At 38.5% G+C, this 13347-nt stretch carries 7 protein-coding genes; 1 reads left to right on the top strand and 6 read right to left on the bottom strand.

Annotated elements, in window-relative coordinates; all coding sequences use genetic code 11:
• Positions 1-126: 126 nt before the first annotated feature.
• Positions 127-1530: a C69 family dipeptidase gene (locus H5S41_RS11375; protein WP_182603388.1), complete on the top strand. Its 1404-nt coding sequence runs from the start codon at positions 127-129 to the stop codon at positions 1528-1530.
• A 77-nt stretch (positions 1531-1607) separates the two neighbouring features.
• On the opposite strand, the gene H5S41_RS12030 is transcribed toward H5S41_RS11375, so the two are convergent.
• The 6 genes from H5S41_RS12030 to secA2 all read right to left on the bottom strand — a co-directional run bounded on the left by H5S41_RS12030 (position 1608) and on the right by secA2 (position 13344).
• Positions 1608-5591 carry a serine-rich glycoprotein adhesin gene (locus H5S41_RS12030; RefSeq protein WP_231833134.1) on the bottom strand — a complete coding sequence of 1328 codons (3984 nt, stop codon included), beginning with the start codon at positions 5589-5591 and terminating at the stop codon, positions 1608-1610.
• 197 nt (positions 5592-5788) lie between these two features.
• Positions 5789-7858 (bottom strand): SP_1767 family glycosyltransferase, encoded by a 2070-nt coding sequence (locus tag H5S41_RS11360; protein ID WP_182603387.1) that lies wholly within the window; start codon positions 7856-7858, stop codon positions 5789-5791.
• Positions 7859-7930: 72 nt separating this feature from the next.
• Positions 7931-8128, bottom strand: coding sequence for a hypothetical protein (locus tag H5S41_RS11355; RefSeq protein ID WP_182603386.1), 198 nt, complete (start codon positions 8126-8128; stop codon positions 7931-7933).
• Positions 8121-9452, bottom strand: a complete 1332-nt coding sequence (gene gtfB, locus H5S41_RS11350) for an accessory Sec system glycosylation chaperone GtfB (RefSeq protein ID WP_182603385.1) — start codon at positions 9450-9452, stop codon at positions 8121-8123. Before gtfB ends, H5S41_RS11355 begins: the two co-directional genes overlap by 8 nt.
• Positions 9445-10983 carry an accessory Sec system glycosyltransferase GtfA gene (gtfA, locus tag H5S41_RS11345; RefSeq protein WP_182603384.1) on the bottom strand — a complete coding sequence of 513 codons (1539 nt, stop codon included), beginning with the start codon at positions 10981-10983 and terminating at the stop codon, positions 9445-9447. Before gtfA ends, gtfB begins: the two co-directional genes overlap by 8 nt.
• Before the next feature lie 12 nt (positions 10984-10995).
• On the bottom strand, positions 10996-13344 hold the full coding sequence (gene secA2, locus H5S41_RS11340) for an accessory Sec system translocase SecA2 (RefSeq protein ID WP_182603383.1): 2349 nt from the start codon (positions 13342-13344) through the stop codon (positions 10996-10998).
• Positions 13345-13347: the final 3 nt, after the last annotated feature.

Here is a 13347-nt window from a genome sequence, read left to right as displayed (position 1 = left end):
TTCCTATTTTATACAGCAATATATTATATACTTCTAAGCAACAAATTAAAATATTCCGCTAAAATCGACTTGCAACCTGGTTCGCGGTACAATTAATGTATTATACAAAAGGAGAATTTATTATCTATGGGGAATAAATTAACTGCATGTACAAGTATTTTGATTGGTAAGGAGGCCAGCATTGACGGCACCATTATGATTGGGCGAAATGAAGATGCTAAGGCAGCATGGCCTAAACACATGGTCGTCCACCAACACGGCGAGATGCCAAGCCACTTCATCTCTAAGGATACCCGTTTAGAGCTTGACTTGCCAGAAGAAAGCGCTCGTTATACTGCAACGCCGGAATGGACGGACAAAGACGGACTATTTGAAGAAGACGGGATTAACGAATATGACGTAGCGATGAGTGCAACGGAAAGCGCCTATTCTAACTCATTAGTTCTTGGCTATGACCCGTTAGTAGAAAACGGCTTGAATGAAGAAGCGATGATTACAGTTGTCCTGCCATATGTTAAGACCGCACGTGAAGGGGTTCAGCGGCTCGGTAACTTGATTGCAAAATACGGAACTGGCGAAACAAATGGGGTTTTATTCGCCGACAATGACGAGGCATGGTACTTTGAAACTGGCGCGGGTCACTACTGGGTTGCACAACGGATTCCCGATGATTGCTATGCGGTGGTTGCTAACCAACTGGCAATTCAAGAAATTGATTTTAATGACTCAGACAATTTCATGTTCCACCCCGGCATTCAAGAGTTTGTTGAAAAATATCAGCTAAATCCCGACCCAACAACTTTTAATTTCCGCAAAATTTTTGGGACCGCTGACCGCTCAGATGCGATTTATTCGGAACCACGGGTATGGGCTGGGCACCAAATGTTCAGTCCCCTTCAAGCAACTGATGAGACACCTGAATCGACCGCGTTGCCATTTATCATGAAACCAGATCACAAGCTGTCAATTTTCGACGCACAAGCCTACCTCAGTAACCATTATGAGGGAACAGAATTTGATCCGCTTGGTCACGGTAAATATGCACACAAGTATCGGCCAATTAGTTTAGCAAAGACGCAAGAATCGCACATTCTGCAAATGAATCGGCCAGGAGCTAATATTCATTGGCTAGCAATGGGCGTGGCTGCCGAAAGTACCTATGTGCCATTCTTTAACGGCATCACCGATACTCCTGCTCCTTATAAACGCGGAAAGCTTCCCGCACAACTCAATTCTGCCTACTGGATTTTCAAACATGCGAGCGTATTAGTTGATAGTCACCTCCACGATTTTCTACCATTACTACGCGATGTCCAAAAAGAACGAAATGCAGCTGCCATTAAGATGATCGCGGAAACTGACCACCGACTTCCTAGTCTAAAAGGGGACGCCCGTGCAGCTTTCTTAACACGACAAAGTGATGACTACGCGACTGATACTTTGAATGCGTATAAGAAATTGAGCCTTGAACTAATTACAAAGATGACTGACTACTGCCAATTGAACTTCAAGACAGATGAAAACTTATAATTTTATTTAAAGAAGCAGCCCCTAAGCTGGAATTTCCAACTTAGGAGCTGCTTTTTTGTTTGACTTAAATAATTAGATTATTTATTTTCGCTATTCTTTTTCTTCTTACCAATCAACAAGAGTAAGACTGCTTCTAGTGACATTAGACCAAGTAATTCAGCCGTTGTTTGACTAGTATTACCGGTTTGTGGAAGCTTCTTATTCTGTGAACTTGGCTTTTGACTGCCTGCATTGTTATCAACCGAGTTAGTGTCAGTCAAGTTGACCGTCATGTGGTTGTCAGCAACCGAAACATTAGTGTTTTCCAGGCCACTCGTGTTTGTACTATTTGTGATACTCAAACTCAGTGAAGTTGAACCGTTTGCTGAGTTTGAAGCAGATTCACTGTTATCAGGTAGTGGTGTTACTGGTGCTTGACTACCGCTAGTAGAGGTTGAAGTACTGCTATTTTCAGAAGCACTTGCACTAGTTGAAAGACTAGTACTCAATGAGTTAGAAATTGAAGAACTTTCACTCAATGATGTCGATGCCGAAGTACTTACTGAAACCGAATCGCTCATACTAATTGACATTGACTCTGAATCACTAGCCGATGTAGATGGATTATCCGGTTGTGGCTTAATTGGTGAACCACTAGTCGACGTTGATCCGCTGGTTGAGGCAGACTCACTTAGCGAGATTGAGTTGCTTAAACTTTCACTTAGTGATACTGAATTACTTAGACTTTCGCTCGTTGAGACTGAATTACTTAAGCTTTCACTCGTTGATACTGAGGTACTTAAACTTTCACTCAGCGATGTTGAATTGCTTAAACTTTCACTCGTTGATACTGAGTTACTGAGGCTCTCGCTCATTGACACTGAGTTACTGAGACTTTCACTTAGTGATACTGAATTGCTTAAGCTCTCACTCATTGATACCGAGTTGCTTAAGCTCTCACTCATTGATACCGAGTTGCTTAAGCTTTCGCTCAGCGATACTGAGTTACTGAAGCTTTCACTCAGTGATGTTGAATTACTTAAACTTTCACTCAGTGAGACTGAATTACTTAAGCTTTCACTCGTTGAGACCGAATTACTCATGCTTTCGCTTAGCGAGACTGAATTGCTTAGACTTTCACTCGTTGATACTGAGGTACTTAAACTCTCACTCAGTGAGACTGAATTACTGAGACTTTCGCTCGTTGACACTGAGTTACTTAGACTCTCACTCGTTGATACCGAATTACTGAGACTTTCACTCATCGAGACTGAATTACTGAGACTTTCGCTCGTCGATACCGAGGTGCTTAGGCTCTCACTCAGTGAAACTGAATTACTGAGACTTTCGCTCATTGAGACCGAGTTACTTAGACTTTCACTCGTTGAGACTGAATTACTTAAACTTTCACTCAGTGATGTTGAATTACTCATGCTTTCGCTCAGCGATACGGAATTACTTAAGCTCTCACTCAGTGATACCGAGTTACTCATACTTTCGCTCAGTGATATTGAACTACTTAAGCTCTCACTTAGCGATACCGAATTACTTAGACTTTCGCTCATTGATACTGAGTTACTGAGGCTTTCGCTCGTTGAGACGGAATTGCTTAAACTCTCACTCGTTGACACTGAGTCGCTTAAACTTTCACTCAGCGATGTTGAATTACTTAAACTTCCGCTCATTGACACTGAATTACTTAGGCTTTCACTTATTGACCCAGAAGTACTCATACTTTCGCTGATACTTACCGAGCCACTATTTGACGTAGAGTTACTTAAGCTTTCTGAAACTGAGGTACTTGCTCGATTACTAATAGAATTTGATGTAGATTGACTAATTTGTTGGCTTTCGGATACTGATTGTTCAGTGGAAGTAGATTGTGAAATTGCAATACTCTCACTTGTCGAAGCACTTGCTGATGGAATTGACCAGCTATTATAAACTACTTGGGTTGTTCCATCATCGGAAATCTTGTTAGTAATGTCCACAGCATTTTGTTGAGCGGTGCTATCGCCATTTATCATAACCATATTTCCGGCATTCGTTGTCAACTTATCGCCTGTAACTTGATCAACATTTGATGCCATGTAGTCTGATTGCTCAACATTTCCGTTATTAACTATTCGAACACTACTATTATTAACACTAACATTAAAATTATTTGTGGTGTAAGCAAGATTATCGTATGCGGACTGATTTGCAAGCACCCCACTAGCATCCTTTAATGTCGAGTATGCATTTCCACCAGTATTATTCAACGTAACTATGCTTGGATCAGTAATATTGACATTTATTCTGTCCGCAGAAGCAATATTATTAGAATCTATGTTATCTACAGTAAGGGTAGCACTTGAATCTTTTGCAAAAGTAATGTTAGTTGTATATGAATTTTGATTCTGTGCTGCGTTTGTTGCACCCCAAGAAGCAGCATTATAGTAGACATTCGAACTGTAGGTTACAATGTTTCCATCGCCGACATAGATATTATTTGCCGAATCTAATGAATGGTTTACCGTCAAGTTAACTTGGGAGTTTGAAGCAAAGTTAATATCCTTTGGTCCTTGATTATTGATCAAAATATTAACGTGGCCGGCTTCCATATCAACTTTGGAGTTTTCACCGACAGAAATAGTATTTTGGTATCCAGAATATCCAGCGCCAACTTGGTCAATCAAAACGTTTCCACGGTTAGCACCGTTAAGGTTAACCGTTGCATTTTGACCAATGATTAAGCCATGATCAGTTACATTCCCTTTAATTTCAATGTTGTTATTAATTTGATTAGTACCATTAACTGTAAACTGAGCACCATCATGAACAATTACGGTACCACCAACGTATACTTGGGAACTCCCCGCAGAGTTAACAGTAAAAGTAGTCGTATTAATTGTTTTGCCACTCTGGTTCGTGTAACTAGCGACATAGTTAATAGTAGTTTTACCCTGTACTTCAAATGTCTTATTATTTGCAGTTGTTGTATCAGTAAATACTGCCGTTCCGCCATATGCAGTTACATTATTATAAGTTAATGTTGCAGGCCCAGCTGACGTTTCAAGGTCGAAAGCACCATGCACACCAGCATTATAAATCGTAGCATCATTAACGGTTACTGAACCGTTGTTGATTATCGTACGTGATCCGTCATTATCAACATAAATACGGTGTCCCCCACCATTAATTGTAAGGTCGCGATTAAGTACCGTAGTTCCGGTACTAGTAACGTCTCCCGCTAAATTAATTTCACTGATATTAGTATTGGTCAGTGCTTTATCAAAATCATTACTATTATCAACCGTAATAGATTCGCCATTGGCTGCTTTGGATTGAATCAGATTAGTGTTATAAAGCATGGCGGTTGCGGCAGTAGTAGCATTATTAACGGTATTTTGCGTCAATAAACTTTGAGTAACGGATGTTTGGACTTCATCAGTGGGAATTATAGTAGACGCATTGTCACTGACAGTGCTATTCCCATTAGCCAAGGACCCGCTTATCGAAGTTAAACTAGCGCTGCCACTAGTACTAATTGAATTAGATGCAGATTGCAAAACAGTTGAAGTACTAGTAGATGTGCTCGTCGATGTACTTGTAGACCCTGTTGACTGACTAGTCGAAGTTGACTTGCTGGTACTAGTGGTCGTGGATGTACTAGTAGATGTAGAACTAGTTGTGCTGGTCATAGTAGAAGCCGAGCCAGATACAGTTGAGGTGCTAGTTGAAGTTGAGCCAGCTGTTTGACTTGTTGAGGTACTAGTTGAAGTTGAACCGGATCCAACAATTTGTGAATTCTGATCAACCGTGGTGGTAGCCGCATGAGCCTCTGTTGGGCTTGTAGTGCCTACAACTCCTGCTCCCAGCAAGGTTGCCATTGTTGCAGCACCTTTTTTATAAGCATCAGGTATCGTATCATTTTTGTCTTTGATTGAGTCAAGGTCGTTAAAGTTAGTAGGCTTAACTTCTTTTTTGGACCTAAAAGAGAATAGTTTAAAGAAGCGAGTTAAAGCGCTAAACCAACCATGCTTAGTCTTATACAGTTTAACTTTGCTTCCATTCTCCTGTTCATTCTTATACTTAGACATATAATCCACCTCTCTGCTTAATCAGCTGGCTTAATCTACTGATAAGCGATTTTATTATTTTTAAACATTGTACACCTACTAACATCAAAAATAAAACATCTTATAACAAGCTTTATACTTTTAATAACAGTCTAATTTTTCATTTAAATAGTCATAAACAAAAAGCCGAGAAAGATACTTTCTCAGCTTTTACTAAGTTATTTTCCACCTATAATCTTCGTCACAATTTCATTTTGATAAGCCTGGTCATGCACCGCAGAAATTTCCTCATCAAAATTGAATTCTGCTGTATGCTTATTCGCCAGCTTAATTTTATGCGTAGCTCCCATTTTAAACCACTCATATTCTGAATCAATGTGACCAATATCTATCATTTGATTACCTAAGTCTTGCAAGTCATCGACAATCACTTTTGCCGTTGGTCCTAGCATTAGTAAGACTAATCGATTCTCTGCATTTTCTTTAATTGCCTGTTCAATTTGTTTTATTTGTTGATACGAATCTTTGGCTGGACAAATAATCCGTTTAATTGAATTGGCATTGGCAAATAAATCGTTACCAACTCCTGACCTTGTTAAAGCCCCTTCTACAATCAATATATCTTTTTCTTCCCAAAGGCGCTTCAATTTTGCAAAAGCATCAGAACTCTTGCTTTTATCAACCAAGTCAATATACGGCCGTGAGATAAAGGTCGAGCCATACCAGTTATTAGTTTTTCCAATTTCCTTCAAAAAATTATAGTTTTTAGGGAAGAAATTAGATTCATAAAAATCTTCAGCATAGTCATTATAACGATCTAAACCTTGAAATACATCTGGCAAGCAAACTAACGTATTATTAAAATTCCCCCGCAAAATAATGTCCTTTAGTCTTTCGGCAAGCGCTGGTTCATAAGTTTGATACGGAATTGACTGCCCGCTGATTAAATCAAATTCCCCATCCCCGAAGCGAACAACAGATTTATGGTTTTCTAAAATCAAGTCTAGCGATTTATTAATATCTTTTACTTCAATATTAAATTTTGGCTTATGTTCAGTCTTATTTTTGATTGCGTCACTAATCGCAGCTGCCATTTCATCAATTTGACCATCATGGAATACATGATAATTATCATAATTTAATTCTTGTGATTTGGTTTGATCAAAAGCAAACATCGGAATTTTCCTAGCCATTATTCTGTCGATTACCTCATTTGCTTTCGGATTGTAATTAATATCTAAATAAACATTTGCTTGATTAATCAGTTTAGTAAGTGTTTTGCCCAAAATATTAGGATAGAGAGTAACGTTATCGTATTGAGTCAGCTTTAACAACAAAAATGCCATATTAGTATACGCCGCAATGTTGAAGTGAACGTTTGGTAATTTTTTTATTAATTGTTCAACATTCTGTGTCTCTGCCATTCTGGTAAACAAAAAAGCTTCCCCATCAAAAGATATCTCTTTAACTTCATATTTATTAGACTCACCAAAAGCAATAATATCAGACCATTCTAAAGTATAATAACTCCACCATTTCTTTCTCAAGCTACCAATAGAAATTAACTTATATGGTTTTTGTTTAGAAATATAGTGGATAATTTTAGGATTAATAACTTTCTTCAGTGACCTTAAAATATGGTTATGAATTGAACTCATAAATTCATAACCTATTTGGTAATTATATCTTGGATTTAATTGACCTATCTGTCCTTTAAAAAATTCATTAATAATAGTTTGATCACCATTGGCCAAGTTATTATTTTTCCCCATTTCAAGTAGTTTATCAACCACTTTCTCCGCTCGCCATTTTTTATTATTTATTAATAACACACCGGTATTATATTCGCCAATTTCGCTATCAATAACGTAGCCATTCTTGTCAAATTTAAGCGGAGTATAAAAATCTGGAACAGCATAAATCATCTTATCGCCAAACTCAAGATCAAAAACGCTATCTATATTACTATCTACAATAGTATCAGAATCTAAATAAAGTACTTTATCTTCTGAAATTAGATTAGGAATTAATATTCTTCCGAAAGATGCTGTACTAATATGATCAAATGAGACATGCATTTGATTTAAAAGTCCGGGATCGACCTTTTTATCAACAACTTTTGATCCGACCTGTTTTAGATAGTAATTCAAATTAACAAACCATTCGTGCGGGATATCTGGATTAATCACATAAATTTTCACATTACGATTATGTGACATGACCGATTTAATTGTTGTCTCAATCTGATTTATATACCCACAATCTCCACTTAACGCTATTACTTTCATTTTTACCTCCTCATATACATAAAAAGACCAGGAAAGCGTCCCAGTCCTAGCAATTGATTCCAGTTCAAGCCTTTAATGAAGAAAATAACTCCCAATCATTAAACCTAGTACCAAAATTAGCAGTAATGTCATCAAGACCGCGCGAAAGCTTTTCGGTTCTTTTTTCTTTTTATAAGGTTTTCTTTTTTCTTTTTCTACCTTGTCTAGTCGTTTTAAAGCGTCTTGTTGGGCTAAAGATGTTTTCGGGCGCTCTTCATCTTTTTTATTCATGCTCTAATGCTCCTATCTGGTTACGGTAATCCTGAACGCTAACCTCACTGGCTAATTTTCGCTGCGTATCAATCAATTCTTTCATTAAAGCCGGCTTCAGTAATGCATTTAGGATTCGTTCTCCCATTTGGCTTGCTTCGGTAACCTTAAAAACATTTTGCGGAGCTACGAATTGCGGTTCATGTAAAGTCTCATCAAAACCAACAATTAACATGTTTTGCTCAAAGGCTCCCCGCACTGCATCTAAAATTTCATTTTGGCGATTGATATCAAGGTAAATATCACAGTCAGCAATCAACTGTTTAACTCGTTGCCGGCTAACGTTGGGATAAAGTTCAACATTTGAATATTGTTGATAAGCAAGCAATTTTTCTGACATTTCTGTAACAGCTGCGATATGAAACTTAACCTGGGGTAACTGTTTAACTAACGTCGTGGCCGCAACAATTTCGTCCGAGTTAGTAAGGATAAGTGCTTCTGGACGGAGCTTGTTTCCCCGTGGATGCGGATAGATCATTCCCAGATAACTAAAATCAACGTATTTATTACCGGTCAGTGTGGGCTTCATTTGCTGCCAGTCAGAATAACGCTGAAAAATAATATGCTTCGTCCGCGTTGAATGTTCCATTAAAAACTGCATATTTCCAGGCAGTTTATTATCTAGCAACGGTTCGTGCCAAAAGAGAGTATCTGTTCCATTATCAGGCAAGGCTAGTGTCACACTTAGACCTTGGTTCAAAGTATTATAAAAAATATGATCAAGTTTAAAATGGCGAACTGTTAAATAATACTTTACAAACTCAATCCACGAAGCAAAATAACGTTTCTGTCCGTTATCAGTAAGGAAAAGACTACCAGCACGTAAGTTCCATGCTAAAAAACATTCCTGATACTTATTATAATATTTACGCCAAATTGGCTGACCCTGCTCATAAAAAGTTGTAGCAAAGTGATAACCGTTATTATTATAGTGGTCGGCCCAATTAATCTTTCCTTGTCGATCTAGCCACCGCACTTCTTTAACCTGGCGTGAATTATCATTTGAGCGATAAATAATATCTGCCCGCTTTTGATCTAAATCGTAAACTTCTCCTTGCGAGGACGTGCTCAAAATCCGCCAATATTTTGGTACCGGCAATTGATCAAAATATAGCGGCAATTTATTTTCATTGTATTGACCAAAAAATTTAATTGGTGATTCAACCTCAGCCGGAAGGAAGCCATCATCATTTATCACAACCGTTGGAATTTTAATCTGGGCAGATCTTTGAGAACGGAGCAAATCAAATGAAGCTTGATCAAAATTATCAAATAGATTAAGCATGGGTATCCTCCTTTAATAACTGCTGCCATTGCTTAGCAACATTTTTCGTCAAGTAAGGTTCAGCTAACGCATAAGAATGTTCATGGAACTTAGTTAAGTCAGCAGTACTAAATGTTTTGATAATGGCATCAGTTAATGCTCTTTCCTTCTTAGCATTACTCCAGTCTTCTTCATACGGTAATAGGTAGCCATTTTGCTGGTCACCAATAAAAGTCTGATTACCATATGGAACGTCAAAACCAATCATTGAAAGTCCTGAACCAACTGCTTCCAACAAACTCAAGCCAAAGCCTTCACTAGTCGAACCAGCAATATAGATCTCATATCGTTGATAAACTTGACTTAAATCATGCTGTCCCATTAGCTTGATATAATTATCAGCATGATTTTTTTTAATTAGTTCCTGCAATCGCCCAGCTTGACCGCCAGCACCATAGATATCAAGTGTAACATCAGAAATCACCTTGCGGGCAGCCACTACTGCAGAAATCAACCAATCAATATGTTTTTCATTAGCCAACCGTGAAGCCGTGATTAATGAATGCTTCTTCCGTTGTTCAGTCGGTTTTATCAATTTACTTAAACTTCCAACTGGAATGGTCGCAATCTGCGGTTGAACATGATAATAATGCTTAAACTGCTTACCTAATAATTGCCGTTGCTGATCAGTCGCCACAATAAAACAATCAACATCATTGTAGTGGGTAAATTGATATTCATAAAAATTGTTCCATAACACCTGCTGCTCATTAGTATAGTGTTTATCATAGTGATCAGCATGAACTGCCACGAATAGCTTAGCTTGTCCATGATGAGCAAAAATTAGCGGACCATTGATTAATTGCTTATCCTCATCCATTCGATCCAAAATAATAGTATCAGTTGCTTTAAAATCTAGTTGGCGCAACATTTCACGATATAAATCACTCTTAGTGTAAAAATATTGCTGAGGAAACTCGAACAATTCCTGATTATTACTGTCAAGATGCTGGGTATAAGCAATAGAACCATCTTCATTATAAAACTCGCGAAAGATTACGTGATTGCCTTTAGTATCCCCGCTATAGTATTCCGTTGCGTATTTCGTATAAGAATAGAAATCACGCTTAATAAGCAGGTTGTTAGCAACATAGCTCACTTGATCAATGGTCTGTTTTTGCCGATCACTATAACGGGGGATAATTGTTAACGTCTCTTGATCCGACTGATAACGGACTTCTTTACTATCGGAACCATTTTGTACTTTAAAACCCCGTTGTGACAATTCTTCTTGCTCTAAAAATGAAGATAAGGGAAACGTTGATGGGGCAATCTTTATATCAGTAAAGAAATTATACAGCCAGATAATCTGATTATCATCAAAGCCAATATTCTCCGTTAAGTCGGCAATATTATTTCCTAAGATTAAATCTGAAAAAATAAATTTAGCATGAATTTTAGCCTGGCGAAATGCCTGAGCACGGTAAGCCTGAGCATATTCAACCCCGCTGCTAGCCCAACCAATTCCTAAATTAATATTATATACAGTCATCTTGTCCCTCCGTTAATTGAAATGAACGACTAAGTTATTATCATCATTTAAACCGATATTACTTAGCATCAAATTATCCACTGTTTTTTGTGCCGCATAATCAAACATCTTTTCAAATGCTTGGTAGGCTTTTTCCTGGTATAAGAAGTTTGGATTACGCTGGGCATTTCCCCATGGCTGAACCCTTGCTGTTAGTTTGGATAAATAGTCCATTTGGTCCATCCAGCTACTATCAAGAGCATTAAGAAGTGCCGTTCGATAAAACTGGTTCAATTGTTGACGATTAACTAGTTTTTGCGCATGTTTTCTTAAGGTAGTCTGGCAAAATTGTTCCAAGTATGCTTGTAAACTAGTTATGCTGTATTCCAGATCAGTTGGTAATTCAACAACCTCATAAGTAAAATGCTGATTCATCAAACGCCGAAGATCCTGTGCATCCCACTGCTTTTTACTAGCCAAATATAGTGAGATTCCGCGATGCAGCCACTTACCTACCACTTTTTCCAGGTGCGGATTGTCCATTAACTGGTCACGACGCTGATAAAGGTCGCGACGCTGAATCTTTAAGGCAGCTTCATTTTTATTAACGTTGCTCCGTGACATTTGCTGATTAGCCGCTACCCGATCTTTTAGCATCATAATGCTCATTTTTAAACGAGGACTTTTTAATGCCCTATTCGTTGATCGCTTTTGCAAGTGACGATAGTAATTTTTAAATCGCTTCGTACTGTTTTGCGCAAGATAGCTATCTTCAAGGGAAATATAGAATTTGCTTGATCCGGGATCACCTTGGCGTCCTGCCCGCCCAGCAAGCTGTAATTTCACCCGTGTTGGCAGCATTTCGGTCCCGATAACCGCCAAGCCACCAAGTTCTTTAACTCCAGAACCAAGTTTAATATCAGTTCCCCGTCCAGCCATATTGGTAGCGACAGTCACCGCCCCTTTTTGACCGGCATCTTTGATAATAGCAGCCTCCCGTGCAATATTAAAAGCATTTAAAACATTATGCGGGATTCCGCGATCCAACAATAATTCGGAAATAATCTCAGAATTTTCTACTGAACCAGCAACCAACAAAATCGGCCGGCCAGCCTTGTGAAGCGTAATCGCCTCATCAAGCGCCTGGATTAATTTTTGGCGGGTAGTTACATAAATTTCTTCGGGATAATCATGGCGAATCACTGGTCTGCGAGTCGGAATTTGGATTACTCGCATCTTATATACTTCAAAGAATTCGTGTTCATCACTTTTAGCAGTTCCGCTCATTCCAGAGATTTTATTAAATAAACCAAATAAACTCGGGAAAGTAATCGAGGCTGCCACTTGCTGATTAGGGGTTAAGTCAACATGTTCCTTAGCTTCAATTGCTTGATGTAATCCAGTGTTAACTTTAACTCCTTTTTTTAAACGACCATTAGCTTCATCAAGAAGAACAACTTCCCCCTCACTAACCAAATAATCATGGCCGTTTTTCATAATAAAGTGCGCTCGTAATGCTAATGCAATATGTCGATAAATTTCACGTGTTTCATTGGTAAACAAGTCAGGAACTCTGAAAAACCGTTGTGCTTGACGAATACCGTGAAGAGTTAGCCAAACTGCATTCTGGTCTTCATTTAATTTATAGTCTATTTTAGGTTGAAGAGTATGTACAAATTCATCAGCAAGTCCATATAGATTTGATTGTACGGTTGGCCGGCTTGACACCACAAAAGGCGATGTTGCTTCATCTAGCAGGATTGCGTCAACTTCATCGATAATAACATAGTTAAATGGTCGTAAATATTGATCTTCTCGACGGGTAGCTAGGTTATTAAAAAGGTAATCAAAGGCTAAGCTACTAGCAGTGGTATAAGTAATATCAGCATTATACCAACTACGCTTAATTTTTGGTGTTGCCTTTTGATCATCTGTCGAAAAGCCCAGACTCACCGTTAGTCCTAACCACTCATAGACTGGCTGTAATTGCTCCTTATCACGCTGAGCAAGGTAATCATTTGGAGTTAGTAACATTGCCCCTTTACCGGTTAACGCATTTAAGTATAGCGGCATCGTCGCCGTCAATGTCTTCCCTTCGCCCGTCTTCATTTCTGCAATATTACCCTGATTTAAGACAATGGCACCCATTACTTGAACATCATAGGGAAACATTCCCAAAATGCGATAGTCCGCTTCCCGAATAGTAGCAAAAGCACGGGGCAAGATATCATCAACTGTCTTACCGTTGGCTAACTCACTCTTTAAAATTTGTGTCTGGGACTGAAGCTCCTTGTCACTCATTGCGCGCATCTGGGAGGTTAGGGCATTAACCTTACGTAAAATGCGTTTAATTTTTACTAAACGATAACTATCATGTACCATTGA

This window comes from Limosilactobacillus albertensis, from assembly GCF_014145555.1.
In the GTDB taxonomy this organism is placed as follows: Bacteria; Bacillota; Bacilli; order Lactobacillales; family Lactobacillaceae; genus Limosilactobacillus; species Limosilactobacillus albertensis.
This window is presented reverse-complemented; position numbering and strand designations above follow the sequence as displayed.

Coding starts and splice junctions, on each gene's coding strand:
- H5S41_RS11355 (WP_182603386.1), bottom strand. CDS start 8,128: ATGAATAAAAAAGATGAAGAGCGCCCGAAAACATCTTTAGCCCAACAA.
- H5S41_RS11360 (WP_182603387.1), bottom strand. CDS start 7,858: ATGAAAGTAATAGCGTTAAGTGGAGATTGTGGGTATATAAATCAGATT.
- gtfA (WP_182603384.1), bottom strand. CDS start 10,983: ATGACTGTATATAATATTAATTTAGGAATTGGTTGGGCTAGCAGCGGG.
- H5S41_RS11375 (WP_182603388.1), top strand. CDS start 127: ATGGGGAATAAATTAACTGCATGTACAAGTATTTTGATTGGTAAGGAG.
- H5S41_RS12030 (WP_231833134.1), bottom strand. CDS start 5,591: ATGTCTAAGTATAAGAATGAACAGGAGAATGGAAGCAAAGTTAAACTG.
- secA2 (WP_182603383.1), bottom strand. CDS start 13,344: ATGGTACATGATAGTTATCGTTTAGTAAAAATTAAACGCATTTTACGT.
- gtfB (WP_182603385.1), bottom strand. CDS start 9,452: ATGCTTAATCTATTTGATAATTTTGATCAAGCTTCATTTGATTTGCTC.